This is a genomic window from Treponema zioleckii (assembly GCF_014737315.1).
GTDB classification, from domain to species: Bacteria; Spirochaetota; Spirochaetia; order Treponematales; family Treponemataceae; genus Treponema_D; species Treponema_D zioleckii.
The window spans coordinates 13,663-38,306 of the sequence record NZ_JPUF01000039.1 but is presented as its reverse complement, the minus strand read 5'-3'; the positions used below and the strand labels follow the sequence as shown (position 1 = coordinate 38,306).

The following is a 24,644-nucleotide window of genomic DNA, read 5'->3' as shown; positions in this document are numbered from 1 at the left end:
CAAGCAAACTTACGGTGGTTGAGCGGAGTCGAAACCACCTTCATACACACAGATTAGCACAGATGGGACACAGATTTTTTCATCGGTGTCTTATCACTGTTTATCTGTGCCAGAAAAATTAACGGAATGACACAATTTCAATTTGCGATTGCAAGCGAACTCGTGCGTTTCCCGCAAGTTTTTCCAGCGAAAAACTCGCGCTTTGGTGGAAACACTTGCAGTTACTCACGAAACGCGGCGACAAGCAAAGCCGCGTTTCGCGGGTGCAGTTTTGTTGCTCGCGCTACGCTCGCAACTTTAGTGGGGTGAAGATAAATGAAAGTTTTGATTACAGGAACTTGCAGCGGAATGGGCCGCGCGATGGCTCTAAAATTCCTAAAAGAAAAACACGATGTTGTTGGCATTGACCTTACGGAAGACAATCTTTCGCTGTACACGGATTTTATGCATTCCGCGGGCGAGAATCTTGGTAGCTACACACATTTTGTCGCCGACATTTCAGACAAATCTTCGCTCCCAGAAATTCCAGGAATCGAGATTCTGATTAACAACGCGGGAATTCAAACCCCTGACAATTCGCTCCCTGAAAAAGACATCAAAACAAATCTTTTAGGCTCGATTTACGTTACTCAAAAATATGCTTTTCAGCCTTCAATAAAATCAGTGCTTTTTAACGCATCAGTCTCCGCCCTGAACGGCAATGAATTTGCGGGGTACGTTGCCTCAAAAGCGGGTATAGTTGGCTACATGAAGCACGTTGCAATCGCACTCGCAAACCGCTATCATGCCACTTGCAATGCGATTTGTTTTGGCGGAGTCTCAACAGAACTGAACAAATCCGTCATGGAAGACAAAAAGCTATGGAACAGAATTATGAACGTAACACCGCTAAAACGCTGGGCAACTCCAGAAGAAGCCGCCGAATGGTGCTATTTTTTAACAGCGGTGAACACATTCTGCACGGGACAGGCAATCAACGTTTCGGGCGGCGAGCGAAACTGCGCCGACCTTTTCGTTTGGCCAGACAGTACAGAGCCGACTGAGAGTTTTTAGTCCAGAAAATAACAGAAGAGAACTAAAAACCTCGCATTTTCAGAGCTGGCTCAAAAGATCGAAATTTTCAGCGTCTCCCATAACGATGTTCGGTGCACGCTGAATCTTCTGAGTTTTTTCACGAATGTAAAGATATTTGAACGGATGAATATCCAGAGCATTCAACGACCAGCCACCGATTTTGTCAAGATTTACGGCATGCATACAGAAAGAATGCCCAATCGGAAGAATCTCACCGTCATCAAGCAAAACCTGCTCTGCCTTTGAGAGCAATTTATTGCGTTCAGAAGAATCGTTTGTCTGGGAAGCCTGTTCCAAGAACGAATTGAATTTATCGTTCTTCCAATTTGAAGGGTTCAATGTGGAATCCTCGCGGAACAGTTCCAAAAACGCCACAGGATCCGCAAAATCCCCAATCCAAGAATATGAGAACAAATCACAATCCCAGTCAGGAATTTTCTGAACATAGCGCGCATCATCAGCAGTAACCATTTTTAGCTCAACCCCCAAAGGCTCCCAAGCTTTCTTCAAAAGTTCATACTGTGATTTTTGCTTTTCAGAATCCTTAATAACGCCAAAAGTGAGCGTAAGTTTTTCTGAATCCTTCAGTTTTAACGATTTTCGGGCAGCTTTCATCATGTCAATGGCATCTTCGGGCGAAGTTTCGGAAAGGCCCTCCACTTTCGGGTAGCCGGCGAGAGGAAAAACCAGCGTCGTTGCCGGCTGAATAAGCCCCTTTCGAAGCTCCTTCCACGGAACTGCGGTGAGCAAGGCATTTCTCAAATCAGCATTCGTCCACGGAGCCTTTTTGCAGCTAAAAAACAAATATTCAGTTCCAAAAATTGCCGAGATTCTCAGGGAATTTTTGTTCAGCAAAGATTTTACGTCAATCATGCTAGCAACCCAGTCTGCTTTTTCATCATTAAATTTCCACGAATTGTCTTTTAAATTATTCGACATTTCAACCGTAATCTGCGGCAAGTTGACACGTTTTGCATCCCAATAATTTTTATTTTTTTCAAGAACGATTTTTTTTGAATCACGATTTTTCAACACAAACGCGCCGCTGTAAGCCTTTTTTTTCTGAACCGAAAAAGCGTGATGGCACAAAAGCCTAGAAAAGTGCGCCGTAGGAGACTTTAAGACAACCACGAGCGTATTTGCGTTCCTTGCGGTGATTCGCACATCATCAGCCTTAGCCTTGCCGGTGCGATATTCTTCCGCGCCAGAAATGCAGTCCAAAAGCGAAGCGTAAGGTGCGTTTTTTGTTTTTAAGAGAGCAAGCCAAGAATCCTTAACGTCCTGTGCGGTGATTGAGCTTCCGTCACTGAATTTTGCGTCGGAACGAATCGTAAAAGTCCATCTTTTTTTGTCACGGGAAATTTTATATTCAGAAGCAATTGCAGGAGTCGGTTCGAGAGTTTTTGGATTATATGAAAAAAGTCCTTCGTACAAGGCATCAAGAAGCTGCGCCTCATTTGAATATGCAGCCGTATGCGGATTTAGGTCAAAATTTTGTTCCGCCATCACAATCGTAAAATTTCGCTGCAAAGAAGGATCTACAATATCCTTTTGATTCAGCTCATCAAGCAAATCTTTCGGCAAATCCAAAAAATCCGAAGAATCATCATAAGAATCACTTTGTGCAAAAAGGCCTGCTAGTAAAAAACAAAGAAAATGTCAGCGTAAAAAAAAGTTTTCTAATTTTCATATTCTTCGATTATACTCCTAAAACATAAAGATTAATAGATTTTGAATTGACTTCAAAACACGTCTCAGCATAAAAAAAAGCCGTCTGGGAAAAGGTTTCATTTTGAATCCTTATTGCCCGACAGCTTTTATTTTGGATATCTCGAAAAACTTAAAATATGTTTTTTTTCTAAAGTTTTTTATTTGGCCGAATTTCGAGTTTTCTGCCATGCGAGAAGAGCACACTACTGTCATGCTGAACTCGACCGCTTTCGTTTTCGCGGTCGCCTTGATTCAGCATCTACACCCCCTGCAACGTTGGACGAGATTCCGAAACGAGTTCGGAATGACGGGCTTTGTAAAAACTCGAAATTGAACCTATTTGATTCCGAGCTTACGCATTTGCGCTTCTTCTTCGATATAAGCGGAATATTCAGCCCGATATTGATTTGCCTTTACGACTGTGTTTTTAAGAGACGTAATGTCAATCTTCAATCCCTTGATTTTTGATTTGTTGACTGGCGCTACGGAAGACTTAAAGAATTCATCAAGGGCATTCAAAAGCACGAGCATTTTCTGGCAATCGATAATCTGTGCCGAAATGAATTCAAGGATTTTTGCTTCTGGCATAGAAACCAATTTGTTGTATCCGCTTGAACCTTTCTGTGAAAGTGCCGCAAAACGTCTTGCCTTTGTCGTAAGGTCGCTCACGAACGTCTGATAGTTGATTCTTTCTTTTCGCTTTGCGGAAGTAGTCTGCTCAACAATTATAAGAGTGTAATAAAGCGGCTTTTCCTCGATTCCGAATGATTTTCTGAGCAAAGCCAAAAGCCGTGCGAAAAACGAATTGTGCTCGCTTTCAAGCACATCATGATTCTCTTTGACTTTTTCTGTAACCTGCGTCAGAAGCGGCGTCATCGCGCCTAAACAAGTCATTGACTCCATAAGCATGGCTTTTGTGTCAACGCTTTCTTCCTCTTTTTCAACAGATTTTTTTTCAATTTGAAGTTTTGAAAGAAGAGCCTTTTGACGAGCATCTTTGTCAGAACCTTGGTCTTCCTGCACGATTTCATCTATAAGTTCATTGAAGAACGGAACTTTTCCCATTCCGGCAGCAAAATTCTTTTTTATCTGCTGCAATTCTCCTGCCGGCGAAGAAAATGCCTTTTGGCTGTCAAAACCAGAGCCTCCAATGACCTTTCTTCGAACATCGCCTTTATAAACTTCACGCCTGAAGTCAGTGAATTTTTTTAGGAATTCATTTATTTCGGTTGCGGCATGGGCCGCTTTTGAAAGACTGTCGTTAATCATGCTTGCTGTCATCGCATCGCTGTTGTGGCGACCGTCGGCAACAAGATTCGCAAGAACACGTGTGTTCACTCGGTTGCTATTTACGGAGAATGACGTCCAAATGAACGCATTACTCAAATCAACGAGTTTTTTTATATTTCCGAGAGTAAGCTGAGAAACTGAAAATTTATAGTAAGTGCACAAAAAATCAAGCGTGCTTTCGTAATCGGAAAATCTTTGTCCCATAATTACGGAACGCTCGCTTTCAACGAACTGAGCAGAATCAGGGGATTTTATATCTGAAATTTTTTTGTCCAATTTATATGGATCAGGAGTAATCAACGATTTTTTTACGAGGAACTCAAATAAATTTTTTACACAAGTATGCAGAAGACGGAAATTCTCCAGCAGATACGGCAATTGCTCAGCATCATACCATTGGCTTTTTTCATCCAGAGCTGCTAAAAGTTGACTTGTAAAATTACTATTATTTTCCATATCTATCTTTATCGGCACAATCTGCGCATTTCCACAATATAATACGACTTTAAAAATCCAGCTGCCGCAAATTGCTCACGAACCTTATTAATATTATTTTAATATAGAAAACAAGTATCGTCATGCAAAAAAAACGGACATGGAAAATCAGCTTTCCATGCCGAAAAAAAAATTAGTTTACATATCCATCAACGCTACGCTGATTGCCTCGTCCGTGTTTTCAAGACCAACTGCCGGCGAGTTGTACAAAATCACATCGCCAGAAACCTTGAGATGAGCCGGTGCCCAAATAGACGAAGTAAAACTGTTTAGAAGAACTTCTTTCTCAAAATGCCCCAGCATTTTCATAGAAGAATCCTGTTTGAGAACCGCCAAGTCCTCAGCCTGAAAACTCATACAAGATGTAAGGGTAAGTGCCACAGCGGCAAGAGCCAACAAGAAAAACTTTTTTAATGATTTCATAAGAAATCCCTCCAAAATAATAACAATTACACTATACAAAAAAAAGCAAACATGTAAGTTTTTTCAAAAATCTATTTTTAAGGCAAAATTCACGACAACACACTAATTGAAATAAAAATTGAAAAAGTTGTATGCTATAAAAATAAATTTTTTAACAAGGAAGAAAAAATGGCAGAAAACGAAAAGCTTCAAATTATTCGCCACTCTTGTGCTCACGTAATGGCAGAAGCAGTCATGCATCTTTTTCCGGGAACAAAATTTGCAATCGGCCCGGCTATCGACAACGGATTTTATTATGACTTTGATTTTACCGATACCACAACCGGAACCAAACCAACCGAGGACGATTTTCCGGCAATCGAAAAAGAAATGAGAAGAATTCTCTCAGGAAACTTTGAATTCGTAAGAACCGAAGTTACCCGCGAAGAAGCGCTCAAACTTTTTGCAGACCAACCTTACAAAGTTGAGCTTATCAACGAGCTTCCAGAAGACGCCGTAATCACGACTTACAAGCAGGATGACTTTATGGACTTGTGCCGTGGTCCGCACGTTGCGTCAACAAAAGAAATCAACCAGCAGTCTTTTAAAATCGCAAAAATGGCCGGAGCTTACTGGAAAGGCGACGTAAAACGCCCACAGCTCACACGAATCTACACATATTGTTTTGCAAAACCTAACGACCTTAAAGATTACCTCAAAATGCTTGAGGAAGCAGAAAAACGCGACCACAGAAAGCTCGGCGTTCAGCTCGACCTTTTCCACATTGACCCAGAGGATCCGGGCCAGATTTTCTGGCATCCGAACGGATGGACAATGTATACGACAATTCAGGATTACATGAGAAAGCGAGTTCTCGCCGACGGTTACAAGGAAGTAAACACTCCTGCAATCATGCCTCGCTCACTTTGGGAACGCTCAGGTCACTGGGGACACTACCAGCGAAACATGTTCATCACAGAGTCTGAGAACCGCGTATTTGCGATTAAGCCAATGAACTGTCCTGGCGCTCTAGAAATCTTCAAGTCACGCTCACGTTCATACAAAGACCTTCCGATGCGCCTTGCAGAATTCGGTCACGACGTTCGAAACGAGCCTTCTGGAACTTTGCACGGAATCATGCGTGTTCGTGGATTCGTTCAGGACGATGCGCACATTATTTGTACCGAAGAGCAGGTTGCCCCGGAAGTTGCAAAATTCTGCAAGCTCCTAAAATCCGTTTACCACGACTTTGGATTCGATGAACTTGTCGTAAAATTCTCTACAATGCCAGAAGACCACGTTGGAGACCTTGCTACATGGGAGCGCGCCGAAAAAGCCCTCTCTGACGCTTGTCACGAAGCTGGTCTCGAATACGAGATTCAGCCGGGAGAAGGTGCGTTCTACGGACCAAAACTTGAATTCAAACTTTACGACTGCCTCGGACGCGAATGGCAGTGCGGTACGATTCAGGCGGACTTCCAGCTTCCATCTGCAGAGCGACTTGACGCAACGTACATCGGCTCAGACAACCAGAAGCACCATCCAGTAATGCTTCACCGCGCGATTCTTGGCTCAATGGAGCGATTCCTCGGAATCATCATCGAGAACTTTGCGGGAGCAATGCCGGCTTGGCTCGCTTTTGAGCAGGTTGCAGTCGTTCCGGTTGGACCAGATTTCAACGAATATGCGGACAGCATCGCGCAGTCACTCCGAGAGGAAGGCTTCCGCGCAGAAAGCTACTCGAACGGCGACAACATGAAGTCTAACATAAAGGTTATCACTAGCGAGCACAAAACTCCTTACATTCTCGTTGTCGGAGCAAAAGAAAAAGAATCAAACAGCGTAAACGTAAGATTCCGCGCAGATTCAGGTCTTCCACAAAAGACTATGAGCATTGATGAATTCAAAGCATATCTTGCAGAGAACACAAAAAACCATAAAACAACGCTCTAGTTTTATAATCACTTAAAAAAAGGCGTTCATCATCTGAGGTGCACTTCACTTCAATGATGAACGTCTTTTTTTTCTAAACCGACCTCGCAGTTTTTACAAAAATCCCGCATATTTAAGAAATCTTTACAATTCTCAGAATTCTGCAAATGAAAAAACTTATGAAAAATCAAGAAATATTTGACATTCATGACCATAACTTTATGTTTCTTTGCAAAATTTAAAAAATATTTTTCTTCAAAAAAATAACCAATTAAAAGTTTCTAGAAAACTTCGGAATTTCCTTACAATTTTGAACGTTCAAAAAAATCATTTTTTTCATAAAGCCCTTTTGTCAATCATTTTGATTATACCACTTTCCAATAAAAAAACTGACTTTTCCATTAGGGCGCAACCCTTCGTTACACTTCGGGCGTCGACCGCTTCCCTCGCTCCCATTCAGCCGCTCAGTCCAGTGGCTTGCTTCGCAACTGCTCCACACCCTTGCGCATAAGGTATTTGAGTTGTGGAATTTTTAAGGTAAACTTTTTTCTGTAAAACAGAAGCCTAAAAAGAAGAAGGATCTATTATGAAACTAAAGAAACTGTCATTTGCAATTTTATTTTGTTGTTTCTATACATTCTTATTTGCAGAAAAATTTTTTTGGGAAAGAAAAGGCGACTCAGGAATATGGGTAGATAAAACAGAATGGTGGTTTGAATACGATTCAAAGGGTAATTTAATCCATTCAAAAAACCCAGATGGTCATGAACAATGGTTTGAATACGATTCAAAGAACAATATAATCCATTCCAAAGACTCAGACGGTCATGAACAATGGTTTGAATACGATTCAAAGAACAATATAATCCATTCCAAAGACTCAGATGGCCATGAAAAGTGGTACGATTCAATGGGTAATATACTCCATTCAAAAGGCTCAAATGGTCATGAAAAATGGTTTGAATATGATTCAAAGGGTAATAAAATCCACTACAAAAACTCAGACGGTGAAGAAGAGTGGTACGATTCAATGGGTAATATACTCCATCACAAAGACTCAGATGGTTATGAATATTGGCAAGAATTTGAATGCGATTCAAAGGGTAATATAATCCATAGTATAGAATACACTAGACTGTGAAGCACGACCTTGTAAAATTTTCTGTGTAAATGGCAGAGTTTAATTAAAAAGCAGGAACACGCCCTTCAAAAAGAATCGCAAATTGGTTAACCGCCAGCCCCAAGCCTGTCAGTTCTTTAATTCTGCCAGGCTTATTTTTTCTAAACCGACCTCGCAGTTTTTACAAAAATCCCGCATATTTAAGAAATCTTTACAATTCTCAGAATTCTGCAAATGAAAAACCTTATGAAAAGTCAAGAAATATTTGACATTCATGACCATAACTTTATGTTTCTTTGCAAAATTTAAAAAATATTTTTCTTCAAAAAAAATAACCAATTAAAAGTTTCTAGAAAATTTCGGAATTTCCTTACAATTTTGAACGATCAAAAAAAATCATTTTAAAAATAAAGAAGAAAAATCAAAAATAACAGGAGAAATATTTAGTATTTTCTGTAAAATTTAAGATTTTTTCAGAAAATCCCGCATTAATTAATTATTTTTTATAAAGCCAAAAATTTTACTTTTTCAAATTATCCTCACATTTCATCCTGTTTTTAACTATTCTTTAGCTTTATTTACATTTTAAAGTTCTTTATCGTATTTACAGACATTCAATGCGTTTTTTACTCATAAAGATTTTTACGGACAATCAATATCAAAAAGATAATTTTTCAGTCCTTATATTGATAAAATTAATTTTGAAACATAAAATATAAAGATATTTTACAAAATCAGAGGAAACCAGAGGAAAGTTATGGCACCTTCAATTCGTGAAAAATATGGTGAAATGTTCAAGCAGTTAGCCGAATATTCTCATGCGGCAGCAAAAATTGACGAAACCAACGTTTATCAAAAAGCAAACGAAAACACAAGAAAATATATGGACATACTCGTAGCCGAAAATATGGCAGAGGGAAGCCGTCTTGAAGGCAAAGAAAACTTCAAGAATTTTTTTGAACAGGTAAAAGCCGGTAAGCATGGTCTTATCCTTATGGAGCACTACGCGAACACAGACCTGCCAGCTTTATGCTATCTCCTTGAGCACGACTTGGGGGAAGACGGAAAAGATTTTTCTAAGAGAATCGTTGCAATCGCAGGAATGAAGCTAAACGAAGAAAACCCTTTTGTCCGTGCCTTTGCAGAGAGTTTTACCAGGGTCGTAATTTATCCGACACGCTCACTGACAAAAGCCGAGGCAAATGCACAGAGCGAGGAAGAGAAAAAAGAAGAGGAAAAAAAGGCAAGAACCATAAACCTTGCGGCAATGCGCGCAATGGACAAATGCAAGCGCGACGGCGAAGTGATTCTCGTTTTCCCAAGCGGAACACGATACCGACCTGGGCATCCTGAGACAAAACGCGGACTTAAAGAGATTGATTCTTATCTCCGCATGTTCGACATTATGATTCTCGTAACAATCAACGGAAGCTGCCTTTCTATAGACATGAACAATCCAGACGATATGCTCGCAGACCAAATCGAGCCGGCCGTTCAGATTTTTGCGGCAAGCCCGGTAATCGACTGCAAGCAATACCGAAAAGATTACCTTGCGACATTGCCAGAAGATTGCCCAGACCCAAAACAGGCCGTTATGGACAGCATTATGGCAAAGTTCGACGAACAACATGCCGAAATCGAACGCTTAAAGTAAAACAACCGATTCTTTAAGATTCTTTAAATAGAATCTTTCGAAAGGCTATTCCCAAACTATTTTGCAGACGTCACCCCGAACTCGACTGCAGTAGCAGTCGCTTTGTTTCGGGGTCTCTTATTTTAAAGCTACTACAAAGGCCTAAACAAATTCGGAATCGCGGATAGCTAAATAAATAGGGATTTTGCATTATGGGCAAACTGACTAAAAAATTGTCGGACCGAGAGCGAAAATATTTTGCTTTCAATCTGCATAACAGTTTTCGTCGTTCCTATCAGTTTTGCAAACAAAACTAAGGAAGTCACTGTAGATTGTTTACGATAGTGCAGACAATTTTTTTTACCCCTGTAAGTTCATAATGCGGAGTCCCTGGATAAATAAAAAACATTTCGTGAAAAAAATCTGAAAATATGTTATACTATTTTTTAAGGTTCTAAAGTGCAGAATTTTGAAAAACTAGCTTTTCAGGCATTCATATCGGATGCCATTTCATATTTTTATGCAAATGTCTCAAAAAATCTGATTGAGTCAGATGTTACGATAAAAGGTGACGGATATTCCTATTCAGCCCTCAGCAGGTACGGATTTTCTTGCCCATGCTCGTTTTCCGAATTGATAAAAACTTTATGCGACAAAAAAATATCTATTGAACAAAAAGAAAACATTGATTTTTACACAAACATACAGCGAAAACTCCTCGAAAATTTTAAGAGGGGAATTTTTTCGCAGGAAGTGAATTTTTGGACGTTCAACGAGCTGAACAAAAAAATTTACATAAACACGACATTCATTCTGTTCAAAGACGAAAACGACGACATTCTCACGCTCGTTATTATGAAAGATTGCACCAGCAAACAGCTTGAACTTGAAAGCACAAAGAAAAGGGAAACAGAAAAACTCGCTTTTATAGACCAAGTTACGAACGACCACAACTATCATTATTTTCAAAAAGAACTGAACGAACGACAAACATGCGGCTACATCATCTCGGTTGATATAAGTTCGTTTAACATAATAAATTCCGTATGCGGAATCAGCAAGGGCGATGAGGTAATCCGGGCTGTATGGAACTGCATAAGAGCGACAATCAACAAAGAAGACCTTGCAGCCCATATAAACGCTAATCACTACATACTTTTTGTGCAGACGGATGACAAAGAAGCCGTAAAAAGCCTTATGAAAAATATCACCCTCGCAACCTCGCTCATGGCGGGTGAGCTTGACGTTCCTCAATTTGCGCCGTTCTTTGGAGTTTCATATTGGCAACCTTCGCTAAAAATCGAACAAGTTTTTAACGAAGCCGTCGTCGCAAAACAAAACGTTCACAACTTACAGAACGAAAATTACGCATTTTTCAGTCCGCAGGACACAGCAAAACTTATTGCAGAAAAAATGATGGAAGATAATTTTGAAACCGCAATCGCAAAAAAAGATTTCAAAATCTATTTTCAGCCAAAATACAATCCGCAGACAAAAAAGCTTATTGGAGCCGAAGCGTTGGTCCGCTGGGTACGAGACGGCAAAATCGTCCCGCCGAACGAGTTTATTCCGCTTTTTGAGCGGAACGGCATGATTCGCGTGCTGGACGAATATGTTTTTAGAAACGTGTGCCAGCAACAAAAACATTGGCTTGAAGCAAAAAAGCATATCGTACCGATTTCTATTAATCTTTCGCGGGCAAGTCTCTATTTTAAGAACCTTGTAAAAACCTACAAATGGATTATAAACGAAATCGGAATCGAGACGGGATTGGTTCCGATTGAAATCACGGAATCGGCAGCGATAAACAACGACGAAATAAAATCGATTACCGACAGTTTTTTTAACGCAGGATTCTCATTGCACATGGACGACTTTGGTTCCGGCTATTCGTCCCTTTCTGCACTCAACTCGCTCCACTTTGAAACACTCAAACTCGACAAGAGCCTTATTGACTATATTGGAAATTACGGCGGCGACAAAGTTATTGAGCACATCGTAACGCTCGCCCATGAGCTAGGAATGACTGTAACTGCGGAGGGTGTTGAGAATCAGAATCAAGTGGATTTTTTAAAAAATTTGCAATGCGAAAACATTCAGGGATATTTTTTTTCAAAACCGCTTCCTATTGACGACTTTGAAAAGAAATTGTTTGAAGAAACAGAAAAGCAGACCGAGCACACAGAATCTGAACTGAATGAAATTGCAATCCGCACGGCAGAAAGTTATGTGGAAAATTTCATCGAAAAGGAAAAAAAATTACCGATTTACAATTTTGTGGTCAATATTACGAAGAACGCCACAATCAACACTCACCAAAATGGTTCGTGGTTGAGCGAGACTGGTTGCATAAAAAAATCATATTTTGATGAATGCCGATACCTTGCAGAAAATTTTATTCTGCCAGAATACAAATATGCATATCTTTCGTTCGTAGACCCGTTTTTCTTGATGAAGACCTTCATTGGCAACACATCAACACGCACGCTGGAATACTTAAGGAATTACCACGGTGTTCCGACAAAAATGAAAATGACGATGGATCTCTTTAAAATCAAGGAAACAACTGATTTATATATGAATCTTAGTGTTTCAAAAATTGAAGATTAAAAATAAAATATCAACTGTCCGTCATTCCGAATTTATTTCAAAATCTGCGCTCCGAAGATATTTCAGTAAGCAAGATGCTGAGATGAATTCAGCATGACAGACAGTTATTCGATATACTAAAATTAATAGGCTCAATTTCGAGTTTCAAGACAAAATGAAAAAATGCGGTAACGAGAAGAAAAGCAAGCGGCTGATTTGTCATTCTGAAGGTTCGCAAGCGAGTGAAACGAGCGCAGTCGGATTCCACTTACCTTCAGCCATGACAAAAAAGACGCGCTTTTCTGGTAGTGGACGCATTTTTTAAGCTGATTAAAAAACTCGACATTCAACCTAATAAAAATTTAGGAGGACACAATCCAAATGAAAAAAATACTTACGATTCTTGCAGGTGCGCTCATCGCAGCAACTGCATGTTTTTCAGTTTCAGCAGAAATTCCAGCGTACAAAGACAAATCATGGAAGGTATTTGATGCAAAAGAGTTGACCGACGTTTACTCAAACATCAAAACCGTGAACAAAACTACCGAAAAGATTGATTTTACGTTCTTTGTTTACGACGAAGAAATCAAGAGCTGGAAAAAATTCGGAACGTCAAAACTCAAAAAATACAATGATTCCGATCTTTTGGATAAACTTTTGCAGTTCAAGCTCACTTCAGTTTCAAAATTCCAGTATTTTGCCTACACGACTTCTAAAACTCAGCTTGAAACAAAATTTGAACTTTCTACAAAAGACGATTTGATTTACATTACGGCAAGCTACGTAAAACCGGTAAGACCACTTTCGGGCGTAAGCGCAAGCGTTCAAAAACGCAAAGACGCAGCCGTAAGCGATGATATTTCGGTTGACTTTGAGTTTACGAATATTTCTGGCAAAGATATTAGCGCAGTTTCGCTCACCTTGCTCCCGCAGAACGTAAAAGGCGAAACGATGACTTGCGAACGCACAGGCCGCTCCGAGCAGACCGTAAAAACAGTTGAACCTACAAAAGACGGTGAAACTTACAAGTCGGCTACGGGCGTTTTGTGGACGAATGCATCGATTAAGAAAATCAAAGTTACGAAGGTAAAACTCTTTTTTGTAGACGGCACAGAAACTGAATACGAATTGTAGTTTTCTTTTGCGGCGGTGGAGAGAGGCTAAGAACTACAAAGCTTTGGTGATTGAACTTGTCGAAACATCCAAAGGATTAGTCTCAACCGCCGCGGTGCAGTTTGTCATTCCCGTGCTCAATACGGGAATCTTGCTAAAAATCTTTTTTTACCATCAAAAAGCAGACAGGTTTTTCTTCGCTAAACTCTGGCGCTTTAATTACTTCCATAAAGACTGGCTGGTATTTCGAATTCAGTTTTCTTCCATACCTAAAAGTGAATGTGTCGTGAACTTTTAAATAGTCAAGCAAATTTCGACTGGCGGTGCGCCGTAAAAATTCATCAACAAACTTATCTTCCACAAAACCTGCATCCACAAAACCTTTCAGCCACACAGAAAGTCGTTCGTCGTATCCGCATTCAGCGTTTTTTTCATGCTCATCAACTTTAAGAACATTGAACATATCATTTGCAAGATGAATTTTGAGAATTTTCAAATACGACTTGCTAATCGCGTTAAAGGCCTCGCCAAGCCCACGGCGGTCAATTCCCTTGTTTGCGTAATACTCGGCTTTGTTTCGGTACATAAGTCGGTCGGCAAGTTTTGCAATTTCACTAATCGAAAGTTCGGAGAGTTTCTCTTCAACATCAGTCTTGCTAACGTAACCGCAAGAAATGGAAAGCGACTCCACAAAATCACCTTTCCAATTTTGAACCAAAGTTTCAAGATTTTCTTTTATCTTTGAAAGAGTCTCCCCGTCAGCATTCAAGACGGCCTGAAACTCGTCGCCACCGACACGGTAAACGTTGCCATAATCCCCAAAGGCTTTTTTAAGGCAATCGGCAGCTCCAATAATAAGCTCGTCGCCGGCAGAGTGGCCGTAAGTGTCATTGATGTTTTTAAGTCCATTCACATCGATTGAAACGTAAACAAAATCGTCGCCGAGCGGGCTTTCCGCAAGATTGTTTATCTTTAAATCGTATGCGCGGCGATTTTCCAAGCCCGTAAGCTCATCCGTATTCGCGGAATTCACGAGTTTTTCTTCCTTGCGTTTTTCGTTGTCGATAACTTCTGTCGCAAAAATCACGTTTTTAGGATTTCCCTCGTCGTCCCAGTCCACAGCGATAAACGACGCGCGAATCCAGCCATGAATTTTTCCAATGAACTCGCCAAAAATCGTGCGCTTGTCTCTCATGCGTTTGGCAAGAGTCGTCAAATCAACGAACTTCATCAGCCGGGCAACCTCGCTCGGAACAAAAAACTCAGGAATCAGTTTTCTGAACTGAACGTCTGCCGGTGAATCCAAATCAACCAGATTTTTTAGCAGTTCAATCGAACTAAGTTCCGTGATTTTGAATGTTTCCAAATCAACGCTGTACATCGTGTGGTAAATTTTTGCGATAGCGTACAGATTTTTCATCTGACGGCGCTGGTCGTCAATATCAACAAAAACTCCCAGACAATGCTTAAAAAATCCGTTCTCGCGGCCAGAAATTCTTCCCGCAAAATGAAACCACCTGTAACCGCGTTCCTTCGTCAAAATTCTGCATTCCGCCTCAAAAAGCTGTGCAGAGCTTCCGCTTCGGACAAAACGCCAAAAAGCTTTTAGAACCGCAGATTTATCTTCTTCGTGGATAAGGTTCGTCCAGGACTCAAAAAAATTCGGGAAGTCGGTAACACCGCTGTAACCCAGCAAACGGCGGAACGGGTCTGACCATTTGCATTCAACGAGATTATTTCCGTTGTCAAAATCAAAACTGCACTGCCCCGACCGCATAATTTCATGCAGGCTTTGAAATTCGGTCTTTTCATTTATCGTCAAAATCATCTGGTCAACATTTTTTATGATGACAATAAATTCGCTTATGTTTTTGGACTGCTTAAAAAGGGAGCACTGAAAATAATGCAACTGACCGTCCCGAAGAACGCGGTAAATAAAAGTATATTCAGATTTTTCAGCAAAAAAACGGAAAGCCGACTCAATCGTTTCGATATTTTCCCAAAGATGCGCGTCCGGCCCGTAAACCTCGTTTTTTATGTATTGGGCAATTCCCGTGTCATAATCCACGGTTTTAAAAAGCTCCGTATATTTTTTGGAAATTTCTTCGTCCAGGATAAAAACAGAAACCTCGCGCGTTTTTAAGTTCACTACAAAAAGATTTTCAAAATTCGCAGAAAGCGCGTTCATAAGATTTCGGCGGGAAGTTTCGCTCAGAAGAGATTTTCGCTTGTTTTTCTGCATGATATAAAAAATGTATGCAACGAGCAGCAGGATTATGAACAGAATTACAATCAAAGTTTTTATCGTAATGTCCTGCATATAATTGTTCACATTTTTTGGCGAAGCGATTTGAATCACGTGAAGGTCAAATTCGTTCGCCGCCGAAACGCAAGCCGCGCCTTTTGAAAGCCATTGCCTGAACGCAAAGGCTAAATCATCATTTTTATTCCATTTTTCAATAAGCAGTTCAACGATGCGGCTGTCAGAATAATTTGCAAGCAAAGTTCCCGGCTGAAAGCTTTCAGAATTTGAGGTGATGATTTTTAAATTTGAATCGCAGATGAGTTCCAAAATTTTTTGATTTGAAAAATTCAGCGTCAAAAACTGATTAAGATTTTTTGCGTTAACGACTCCGTTCAAGACTCCTGCAATTTTGCCATTTTTTTTGATTGGCATGTAAAAATTCAAAAGAACGTCGTCCGTGAATCTTGGATAATAGTTTATCCAAATGCCTTCATGCCCCGAAAGCGCGTTCTCAAAAAAATCATAACTTTCCGCAGTTTCCGTGTAATGATGATTCTCCGACGTTTGAATGTTCTTTCCTTCAAGGTCAAAAATCTCAATGTAATCAAAATTTGTGTCTTCTTCGATTTCGGCAAGTTTTTCTTTTGTAAGCGATTCTGGATTTTCAAGTGCGTCCACAAGAAAGCCCGCAAGCATACTTATTGATTTTAAGTTGGCAGAAAAAAATTCGTCGAGCTGAACAGAAACAAGTCCGGTATTCTGACGAATTGACTGCAAAGCATGTTTTAAGAAAATATTCCGTGCCAAAACGGTATAAAAAAATAGCGAAAAAATGATAAGAATAAAGATTCCGATTAATGAAGGGATTTTTCCGAAGTCCTTTTTTTTCATAAACAATAACTCACTTTACATTATAACAGACTTTTTTAAATCTCAAAAAAAATTCCGTTAGCAAATGCTATTTTTTAAAACAGATTTTTACACGGTGACTTCAGCCCGACTGACAATTTAGACACAGAGAAAATGAAAAATGATTCTGAGCAGTGCGAGCGAAGCGAGTCAGATACCGATTCTGCTCAGCCATCATTTCAAAGACTTTCATATCATGGAATCTTCTTTAGGAATCTCTGCACCATACAGCACGGATGCTGAAACTAGTTCAGCATGACATAACGGTGTGAACGACATGACACTGAGGCGTCTGCATAAGGGAGAAATTCATTTTAATAAATTCATTCTGTATTTGGGATTTGATTTGAAGGACTTAAAAGATTTGAAAGATTTTTAAGGAAGTTGGAGGGGTGTTTTGGATTTTTGTTTTTTAATACTTTTTGGATAAACTTTTTTGATGTACATTTTTGTAAGCAGTACGTTTTAAGGTTTTTGAGTTTGTACGGAAAAGCCTTACTTTTTTTCTAAGTTTACTCATTAATTTATTTTTAACAACTTTTACTGAACAAATACATACAATTTTTGATTAGCTGCTCCGGTTTCATTGAACCGGATTAACACCCCTCCAGGCGAATCCACCGTTCCAATTTCAACCAGATTTATTCCGTAGGGCCTTAACTCATACTGGTCATTGTATCCGTATAAGATAGGCCCCCACACCGAATCTGGGGGTCCCTCATAATTCGTCCTACCATTATAAAAGGTCCATAAATCAATCTTTGATAAAAGCCCCGCATCCTGGTCAAAAGTGGGGTAATCGTAAACAAGCTCTTTGTTAAAAACACAGGCCTGAGTGTACTCGCCGAGCAAACTGCCTATTGAAATCTCTTTTCCGCCAACAACGGCCACTGCCTGCACGACGGAATCAAGATTTACGGCGGCATTGTGAGACAATTCCCTTAAAAGCTCTTCGCCGCCGTACTCGCGCACGAGCCAGGCACCAAAGGCATACGCAGAGGCATAAGATTCTCTAACTTTATCATTTCTATATTCAAGCCCAACTTCAAAATAAGTTTTTACAAACCGTTCTAAACGACGCCGAAGATTTCCACCATCATCAATTATCAATTTTTTGTGAACGTAATCTTCGGCAAGCATCGAAAGCATTTCGTTGTACCAAGTGGCAGAAGAAAGATTGTGGCGAATTTTCTTCATGCCAAAGTGAATGAGATGCTGAAACTCGTGCGCAAGAGTCGAAAGCGCAAGTTCTTCATATTCACCATATTTTCCACCGTTAGTATACCAAGAATCGATGTAAAGGAACTTGCCGCTGTTACTGTACTTTGTAACACCATCAAGATAATAATCTTTCGTGCTGAAATATCCGACAATTCCACCGTTTGCAGAATCGTTTCCAATATCGTAGATGACGATGTTCACTTTTTTTCCAAAGCGGGAATAAGTTTCCATGTCGCCCAGTTCAGACTTGCTTATAAAAATTCTGTCGGACTCTTCGCCAAAAACATCCCGGACAGACTCGTAAATATTCTGCTCTTCTCGGTCAAACTTGTCAGCAAAATTCTCAGCACGAGATTTATTCACCTTAATTCCAGTATTTGAACTGCCGTAGTATTTATCCACAATCCAAACATTGCAGTGCTCGCCAACTGCATACAGAGTCGCGTCCTCTTTGTAGAATGACGAGAGATTGCCGCTTTTCGTTCCGTGGGAAATATAAAGCTGAGTCTTCGCGCCAACTTTAAGCTCCGCACGCTCGCTAGCTTCAAGAGGAGTCGCCGCAACCGCCGCTCGCGAATTATCAAATTCAGGCTCCACAACAACGTCAACAATTTCAGGCAAGTCAGAATCCTCGCCCAAAGACGATTCTTCAATCGCCAAAGCAGACCTTGCACTGCCAGAATCACGCTTCGTAGTCGTCAGTTCTACGCCCGTGACAGTATCCACGTACCGCACAAGGTCTTTTTCGAACACATCTGATGTCGGGTTGATTTTTGCGAGATAAAGTTTTTGTCCGGCCTTCAGGCCTTCAAGACGAACTTCGCGTGTAGTTGGAGAAATTTCTGCAACAGGCGCAGTTTCTTCGTAATTCCAGGAAGTTGACTCAGTTGCGCTTACAACAGAAATCTCTTCTTCAAGGATTTCCTCGCAGGAAGAAAATAAAAAGAGAAAAATAAAAAGAGATGTAATTCCAATTAAACTGGACTTTTTCATAGTCTTACCCTAAAAGTAAATCGTTTCCCCCAGACAAAATTGTCTGCCCTCAAAAAAATTTTTAAGATTTTACTTTTTTATAAAACTAGCTCTTTTTAAGTTTAACTTAATATAATAAATTTTAAGAATAATTACATCATTTTAGAGAAAATATAACAATCTTTTATAAACTTTCTTGCCATAAATCCACAGATGAATTGAAAATTGAAAACTGCAAGAAAACCGAGTCTTCTCTGTCATTGCTGAATGTGGTTTCGACTCCGCTCAACCACCGCAAGTAACCAAAACAACTTGCTAAGCTTTGCCTGCAAAAGTGAAAGGAACGAGAAAAAATCTGGGGCGAAAGCGTAGGAGGGACAGAAAACTGATTTTGACCGTTCGCGACCGAAGGGAGTCGGATACCTTCCACCCCTCTACTTTTAAGAAATCTATTCAGTGTGAAAAAACCAAGTTAAAAAAAATCTGGGGCGGTAGCGTAGGCGCTAAAAAAATGATTCTGAACGGTGCGACCGAAGGGAGTCAGATACCTATTCCGTTCAGCCATCATTTTTTTAAGCGACGAAGCGGACGCCCCAGATTTTTTTACAGCGGAAGTCTGCACCTACTGAATGGAATTTCGACGCTCGGAAAGTTCCCAGTTAATCTCTTCGATTTTTTTGTCGGTCAAAATAAAATTCTTTTTGAACACAAAAAGACCGCAGATAAGAACCAAAATCGGAATCACGGTCATTACCATGCGAAGCCCCATTTTTGACGACGCGTCAACGGTAGCCGCAAAGTCAATATTAATGTCGTCTGTTGAACAAGAAAGATTCTTCAGATTCAGAACAGAAAGCGCAAGCGAAGCTATGAACGCAGCAATTCCAGAAGCAAGTTTTACTACAAAAGTCTGCATACTAAAAATTACGCTCTCGTCGCGGCGATTGTTCTTTAACTCGCCGTAGTCAACCGTGTTCGCGAGAAAAACCGTAATGATTACGTTGTTCACGCCGGCACTCGCCATTACGAGAACTCCCGGAACCAGGAACATCGGCACGGAATTTACTCCGCACGAAGCCATTGCAAGAAGAGCAACGTAGCCTACAATACTCATTCCGATGCTCACATAAAAAATCTTTATGTTGTTGAGATTCAAAACATTTCGCAAGAAAGGATAAAGAATCATCATCGCAAGAATCTGGGTTCCGCCACCAACGGTGTTAAAAAGGACGTAACCTGCGTTCCAGTCAGTTCCGCCCAAATCATATTTAAAGAAGTAGAGAACCAAATTCGACGTGATGTAAAGAGCAACGTTAATAACGACAATCGTAACAACTACAGTCATAGCCTGGTCATTCTGAACGAGAGCCTTGAACATCTCCTTGATTGAGGCAGCTTTCATGTTCACAGAAGATTTTTCTTTGATTACAAGACAAGTAATCACCGTGAACAAAACAAAAAGAATCGCAACCGCGAGAGTAAAATACCTGAATCCTGTAAGCTCAAGCCACTGCTTTCCTGGGTAGCGAGAAGCAAGTTCCGCAGGAACCGAGCCGCCGAGCATTTTTCCGAGCATAGGAACCGCAATCATCGTAACAATCGAAACAATTGCAGAACCAACTCCCGCGCAGCTTCGGGCAAGAGTCGTAAGCCCTTCGCGCTCCTTACCGCCGCTCGTAAAAGCTGGAATCATTGACCAATACGGAATGTCCATCATCGTATAAGTAACGCCCCAAAGAATGTACGTTACGGCGGCATAAGCCACGAGCCCCTGTCCGTCCAAAGCTGGCGGAGCCGCAAACATCAAGAAAAGAATCGCCGCATTGGTAAGCGTACCGATTAAAAGCCACGGTCGGAATTTTCCCCAGCGAGTTTTTGTTTTCGCGACGATTACGCCCATAATCGGGTCGTTGAACGCATCAAAAACGCGTGCAACAAGCAAAATAACGCCCATTGCCACCGCACTAACACCAAGAATATCCTGAAAATAATACAAAATATAGCTTGCCGAGAGCATGTAAACCATGTCTTTTCCTACAGCACCAAGCCCGTAGGACACTTTCTCTTTTAAGCCCAACATAAAATCCCCCTTTATGAAATTAATTCAATTTTAGCAGCATAAAAGAATGATAATACAAATATCAATCTGATATTAATACTATCATGTCAATAGATAATCGTCTAGAAATAAATTATTTTAAAAGTAGAATTTTTATACTCCTGCAAAAGATTTTTATAAAGCTATGGATTTTTAAAGCAAACGACGATAAACTAATAAGAAAGGCGACCAAGGTTATGGTTGGTCTTCGTACAAACTGCAAAGCCCTTTCGGGCATCACCGCTTAGTGGTCAGACTAGGCGGTTTTTTTTGCTCTCCGATAGTGTCTCGAAGATAACTGCGTTTTTACCACGCCGGATAACCGAGCAACAGAAGCACGATTACCAGCAAAATCATTTCGATTCGGCTCACCGCACGTCCTCCAAGCTATAAAATATGACTTTTTTATACAAAAAAGCCACTAGAGCTAGAAGACCAACCGCCAACCTTGTCGGACCTCGCAAGAGTTCCTATGGCCGCCTATTTTTTTATTTTCGGCGATTTTTTAACGAAATCTGATAGGTTGAATCAATTTAAAAAAACTCTTGCAGTGGTACTTTTTTTTGTATAGTAATAACATATTTTACAAAAAAAGGAGATTCGTATGAAATCTATCAAGAAAACACTTCTTGGAATTTGTGCCGCTTCGGCATTGGCTCTTACATGCGCTTCATGCTCAAGCTATCGCCCAATAGCAGCAGGCTCTGGTACTGTTGGTGAAAAAAGAGGTGAGGCATCATCTGTAAATGTTTTGGGCTTCCAGCTTAAATCTGACAACACTATGCTCAAAGCTGCTCAGAATGGTGGTATTAAGCATATTGCAACTGTTGACCAACAATTCTTTACATTCCTTGGTCTTTACACAACAGTTACCACAATCGTAACTGGAGACTAATTTTAAGCGCAAAACTAAATTTTGCAAAAAACGAGTTCTCTGCTTGTTGGGGAACTCGTTTTTTATACCCTAAATTGAATCACGTTATTAAAAATATGAAAAAATACATTACAATTTTATTGGGCGCATTGTCTGTGCTTTTTATTTCTGGCTGCCAGTCAAACAATCCGTTGACCGGAAAATGGCAGGCTTCATACAAAATTCGAAACGGAATGGAACGACCAGAAGAAAAAGGAAATATCGTTCTTTACCTCAATATTGAACAAAAAATCGAATACGTTTTTACTTCAAAAAATTTCTCAAAGAAAATAACGCAAAATCTTTCTTCAATCGAAAAAGTTGACGAATTCACACTTCCAAAATCCGAAGACGAAATTGCAAAAGAATTTGCTTCCGAAATAACCATAAACGGAAGCTATAATTTATACGGCGACAACATAAATTTCTTCGCCGAGACCGTGACATTGCCTGACGGAAATGAAATGGATTTTCAGGATTATCAGGATCTAAATCCGACAATCGGGGACGAAGAATACCACGAGGAATTCTCGATAAATGGCGACAAGATGAAACTTGGCGGTGTTGAATTTAAAAAGATTGTAGAAAAATAACAGACATTAATTTCGAGTTTTCATTTTGCAAAGGCTAAAACGCATGGCAGTGTCGGGCTTGTCCCGACAATCCTCAAACTCAAACAGGGGAATGACAATTTTTTGACGCAGATAAAACACAGATTTTCTCCGAGTTCCATCTGCGCCTAAAAAATTTTAGCGTTTCAAGGCCCGCATTGAATTCAGTACGGCGAGGAACATTACGCCAACGTCGCCGAAAACTGCAAACCACATATTCGTAAGGCCGACGGCTCCCAAAACCATAATCGCGATTTTTACGCCGAGGGAAATGACGATATTCTCGCCCACAATTCTGACGGTTTTTCGGGCGATTTTAATTCCGTCGCAAAGACGCTCCAGGTTGTCATCAATAATCACAACGTCGGCAGCCTCAATCGCGGCATCGCTACCGAGCGCGCCCATCGCAACGCCAACGTCCGCGCGGGCAAGAACAGGGGAATCGTTCACGCCGTCGCCAGCAAAAAGAACCTTTCCGCCAGAAGATTTTGCAATAATTTCCTCAACGCGGGAAACTTTGTCCTCCGGCAAAAGCTGCGAGTAAAATTCGTCAACGCCTGTAAGAGACGCAACGTGGCTTGCAGACTCAGCGTTGTCTCCGGTGAGCATAACGGTCTTTTTGATTCCGAGTGACTTTAAGTTTTTCAAAGCCGCCTTTGAGTTTTCCTTAACTTCATCAGAAATAACGATGAATCCAGCGTACTCGCCGTCGCAGGCAATATGAACGACAGAGCCGAAAGTTTTTGTTGATTCATCAGAATCTTTAGAATCTTCAGAATCAACAAAGCCCCGCACGCCCTCGTTTTTCATCAACTTGGCGTTTCCGGCCAAAACCAATTTTCCGTCAATAACGACTTTTACGCCATGACCGCTAAATTCCTCGTAATTTTCTTTTCGGGCAAGCCTGCAACATTCATCACTTCCGGATTTTGCGACGTGACTTTCTTTGAGAGATTTTGAAATCGGATGATTCGAGTAAAATTCCGCATGAGCTGCAAGACTCAAAAGTTCATCTTCCGAAAATCTTTCTTTATTAATAGAAGAAACTTGCGTAACTTTAAAAAATCCCTTTGTGAGCGTTCCTGTCTTGTCAAAAACTGCGACTTTGACTTTTGCCAGATTTTCCATAAAGTTTGAGCCTTTCACAAGGATTCCTTTGGAACTTGCAGCACCGATTCCGCTAAAGAACGTGAGCGGAACGGAAATCACGAGAGCGCACGGGCAAGAGACTACAAGGAACATGAGCGCGCGGTAAATCCATTTGTTCCAGAGAGCGGAATCGAGAAGTGCGTTTCCAGAAAGCGAGAGAACAAGAGGCGGAAGGACTGCGACCGCGAGAGCCAGCGCGCAAACAATCGGAGTGTAGATTTTTGAGAAGCGCGTAATGAATTTTTCGGAGCGGGCTTTTACGTCGCTCGCTTTTTGGGTAAGGTTCAAAATTCGAGTTACGGCACTTTCGCCATAAGATTTTGTGACGCGCACTTTTACAACGCCCTGAACGTTCACAAATCCAGAGGTAATTTCTTCGTCAACAGAGATTTTTCGAGGAACGCTTTCGCCAGTGAGTGCGGAAGTGTCTGCAAAAGTCTCGCCTTCTTCAACAATGCCGTCGAGCGGAACTCGCTCACTAGGCCGAACGAGAATCAAATCGCCGACAGAAACTTCTTCCGGGTTCACAGAAATCTCTTCGCCATTTTTTATGAGAGTCGCACGGTCGGGACGAATATCCATGAGGGCGGAAATTGAATCTTTTGAGCGGTCAACGGCGTAATCCTGAAAAAACTCGCCAAGCATGTAAAAGAGCATTACCGCAACAGCCTCGCCAAACTCGCCAACAAATACGGCTCCGAGGGAAGCCACGCTCATCAAGAACTGCTCGCCGAAAAGGTTTCCGTTTTTGAGATTTTTTACGGCCCCAAGAACGACTCCCCGTCCGCAAATCAAATAAGAAATGAGATACAAAATGATGTAAAAGTCACGGACGTATTCGTAAGGAATTTTTAGTGATGAAAGGAGCGCGGAGTTTGCCCCGAAAACCGGCAGATGCTCAACACAGAGCGCAAGCGCGAACACAATCGCAGAAAGGATGATTTTTTTGAGCGCGTTTTTGTCGTCAGCGTCTTCCTCGTCGTGGCAGCAACTGCATTTTATCCCGCTTGCGCAAGACTCATGCTCGTGGTGGTGCGCAGGGGACTCGTGTGAATGCGAGTGCGACTCGTGCGGGCCGTGGTGGCACGTGCAAGAACCTTCGTGACAGTGCGAGTGAGCGTGTTCATCATGCTCTTTTTTCTGATTCTCAAGAATTTTTTCTTCCATA

General features: G+C 41.0%; 15 protein-coding genes. 8 read left to right on the top strand and 7 right to left on the bottom strand.

Annotated elements, in window-relative coordinates:
- Nucleotides 1-315: 315 nt before the first annotated feature.
- On the top strand, nucleotides 316-1,053 hold the full coding sequence (locus tag JI65_RS10985; protein WP_191016448.1) for an SDR family NAD(P)-dependent oxidoreductase: 738 nt from the start codon (nucleotides 316-318) through the stop codon (nucleotides 1,051-1,053).
- Between the two features lie 39 nt (nucleotides 1,054-1,092).
- Here the strand turns inward: JI65_RS10985 and JI65_RS10980 are convergent, their stop codons facing one another.
- From JI65_RS10980 to JI65_RS10970, 3 genes are all read right to left on the bottom strand, one after another.
- Nucleotides 1,093-2,658 carry a peptide ABC transporter substrate-binding protein gene (locus tag JI65_RS10980; protein ID WP_191016444.1) on the bottom strand — a complete coding sequence of 522 codons (1,566 nt, stop codon included), beginning with the start codon at nucleotides 2,656-2,658 and terminating at the stop codon, nucleotides 1,093-1,095.
- Nucleotides 2,659-3,120: 462 nt separating this feature from the next.
- Nucleotides 3,121-4,530, bottom strand: coding sequence for a TP0584 family protein (locus JI65_RS10975; protein ID WP_191016442.1), 1,410 nt, complete (start codon nucleotides 4,528-4,530; stop codon nucleotides 3,121-3,123).
- 177 nt (nucleotides 4,531-4,707) lie between these two features.
- Nucleotides 4,708-4,992, bottom strand: coding sequence for a hypothetical protein (locus JI65_RS10970; RefSeq protein WP_191016439.1), 285 nt, complete (start codon nucleotides 4,990-4,992; stop codon nucleotides 4,708-4,710).
- A 168-nt stretch (nucleotides 4,993-5,160) separates the two neighbouring features.
- Between JI65_RS10970 and thrS the strand changes: the two genes are divergently transcribed.
- From thrS to JI65_RS10945, 5 genes are all read left to right on the top strand, one after another.
- On the top strand, nucleotides 5,161-6,924 hold the full coding sequence (thrS, locus tag JI65_RS10965) for a threonine--tRNA ligase (RefSeq protein WP_191016436.1): 1,764 nt from the start codon (nucleotides 5,161-5,163) through the stop codon (nucleotides 6,922-6,924).
- A gap of 565 nt (nucleotides 6,925-7,489) precedes the next feature.
- On the top strand, nucleotides 7,490-8,044 hold the full coding sequence (locus JI65_RS10960; RefSeq protein WP_191016434.1) for an RHS repeat domain-containing protein: 555 nt from the start codon (nucleotides 7,490-7,492) through the stop codon (nucleotides 8,042-8,044).
- A gap of 736 nt (nucleotides 8,045-8,780) precedes the next feature.
- Nucleotides 8,781-9,677 (top strand): 1-acyl-sn-glycerol-3-phosphate acyltransferase, encoded by an 897-nt coding sequence (locus JI65_RS10955; RefSeq protein ID WP_191016431.1) that lies wholly within the window; start codon nucleotides 8,781-8,783, stop codon nucleotides 9,675-9,677.
- A 438-nt stretch (nucleotides 9,678-10,115) separates the two neighbouring features.
- Nucleotides 10,116-12,266: a GGDEF domain-containing phosphodiesterase gene (locus tag JI65_RS10950; protein WP_191016428.1), complete on the top strand. Its 2,151-nt coding sequence runs from the start codon at nucleotides 10,116-10,118 to the stop codon at nucleotides 12,264-12,266.
- 360 nt (nucleotides 12,267-12,626) lie between these two features.
- Nucleotides 12,627-13,379: a hypothetical protein gene (locus tag JI65_RS10945; protein ID WP_191016425.1), complete on the top strand. Its 753-nt coding sequence runs from the start codon at nucleotides 12,627-12,629 to the stop codon at nucleotides 13,377-13,379.
- Between the two features lie 133 nt (nucleotides 13,380-13,512).
- Here JI65_RS10945 and JI65_RS10940 read toward each other — a convergent pair whose 3' ends face one another.
- From JI65_RS10940 to JI65_RS10930, 3 genes are all read right to left on the bottom strand, one after another.
- Nucleotides 13,513-16,494, bottom strand: coding sequence for a sensor domain-containing diguanylate cyclase (locus JI65_RS10940; RefSeq protein ID WP_191016422.1), 2,982 nt, complete (start codon nucleotides 16,492-16,494; stop codon nucleotides 13,513-13,515).
- Between the two features lie 558 nt (nucleotides 16,495-17,052).
- Complete coding sequence (locus JI65_RS10935; protein WP_191016412.1) at nucleotides 17,053-18,726, bottom strand: M30 family zinc metallopeptidase; 1,674 nt, start codon at nucleotides 18,724-18,726, stop codon at nucleotides 17,053-17,055.
- 601 nt (nucleotides 18,727-19,327) lie between these two features.
- Nucleotides 19,328-20,785: a glycoside-pentoside-hexuronide (GPH):cation symporter gene (locus JI65_RS10930; RefSeq protein ID WP_191016409.1), complete on the bottom strand. Its 1,458-nt coding sequence runs from the start codon at nucleotides 20,783-20,785 to the stop codon at nucleotides 19,328-19,330.
- Between the two features lie 622 nt (nucleotides 20,786-21,407).
- Here JI65_RS10930 and JI65_RS10925 point away from each other — a divergent pair.
- Both JI65_RS10925 and JI65_RS10920 read left to right on the top strand, forming a co-directional pair.
- Entirely contained in the window at nucleotides 21,408-21,698 is a 291-nt protein-coding gene (locus JI65_RS10925; protein WP_191016407.1) for a TRL domain-containing protein, read from the top strand.
- A gap of 95 nt (nucleotides 21,699-21,793) precedes the next feature.
- Nucleotides 21,794-22,309 carry a hypothetical protein gene (locus JI65_RS10920; protein WP_191016405.1) on the top strand — a complete coding sequence of 172 codons (516 nt, stop codon included), beginning with the start codon at nucleotides 21,794-21,796 and terminating at the stop codon, nucleotides 22,307-22,309.
- 156 nt (nucleotides 22,310-22,465) lie between these two features.
- Here JI65_RS10920 and JI65_RS10915 read toward each other — a convergent pair whose 3' ends face one another.
- Nucleotides 22,466-24,643: a heavy metal translocating P-type ATPase gene (locus tag JI65_RS10915; protein WP_191016402.1), complete on the bottom strand. Its 2,178-nt coding sequence runs from the start codon at nucleotides 24,641-24,643 to the stop codon at nucleotides 22,466-22,468.
- Nucleotide 24,644: the final 1 nt, after the last annotated feature.

Coding starts and splice junctions, on each gene's coding strand:
- JI65_RS10955 (WP_191016431.1), top strand. CDS start 8,781: ATGGCACCTTCAATTCGTGAAAAATATGGTGAAATGTTCAAGCAGTTA.
- JI65_RS10975 (WP_191016442.1), bottom strand. CDS start 4,530: ATGGAAAATAATAGTAATTTTACAAGTCAACTTTTAGCAGCTCTGGAT.
- JI65_RS10985 (WP_191016448.1), top strand. CDS start 316: ATGAAAGTTTTGATTACAGGAACTTGCAGCGGAATGGGCCGCGCGATG.
- thrS (WP_191016436.1), top strand. CDS start 5,161: ATGGCAGAAAACGAAAAGCTTCAAATTATTCGCCACTCTTGTGCTCAC.
- JI65_RS10920 (WP_191016405.1), top strand. CDS start 21,794: ATGAAAAAATACATTACAATTTTATTGGGCGCATTGTCTGTGCTTTTT.
- JI65_RS10945 (WP_191016425.1), top strand. CDS start 12,627: ATGAAAAAAATACTTACGATTCTTGCAGGTGCGCTCATCGCAGCAACT.
- JI65_RS10915 (WP_191016402.1), bottom strand. CDS start 24,643: ATGGAAGAAAAAATTCTTGAGAATCAGAAAAAAGAGCATGATGAACAC.
- JI65_RS10925 (WP_191016407.1), top strand. CDS start 21,408: ATGAAATCTATCAAGAAAACACTTCTTGGAATTTGTGCCGCTTCGGCA.
- JI65_RS10940 (WP_191016422.1), bottom strand. CDS start 16,494: ATGAAAAAAAAGGACTTCGGAAAAATCCCTTCATTAATCGGAATCTTT.
- JI65_RS10935 (WP_191016412.1), bottom strand. CDS start 18,726: ATGAAAAAGTCCAGTTTAATTGGAATTACATCTCTTTTTATTTTTCTC.
- JI65_RS10970 (WP_191016439.1), bottom strand. CDS start 4,992: ATGAAATCATTAAAAAAGTTTTTCTTGTTGGCTCTTGCCGCTGTGGCA.
- JI65_RS10960 (WP_191016434.1), top strand. CDS start 7,490: ATGAAACTAAAGAAACTGTCATTTGCAATTTTATTTTGTTGTTTCTAT.
- JI65_RS10930 (WP_191016409.1), bottom strand. CDS start 20,785: ATGTTGGGCTTAAAAGAGAAAGTGTCCTACGGGCTTGGTGCTGTAGGA.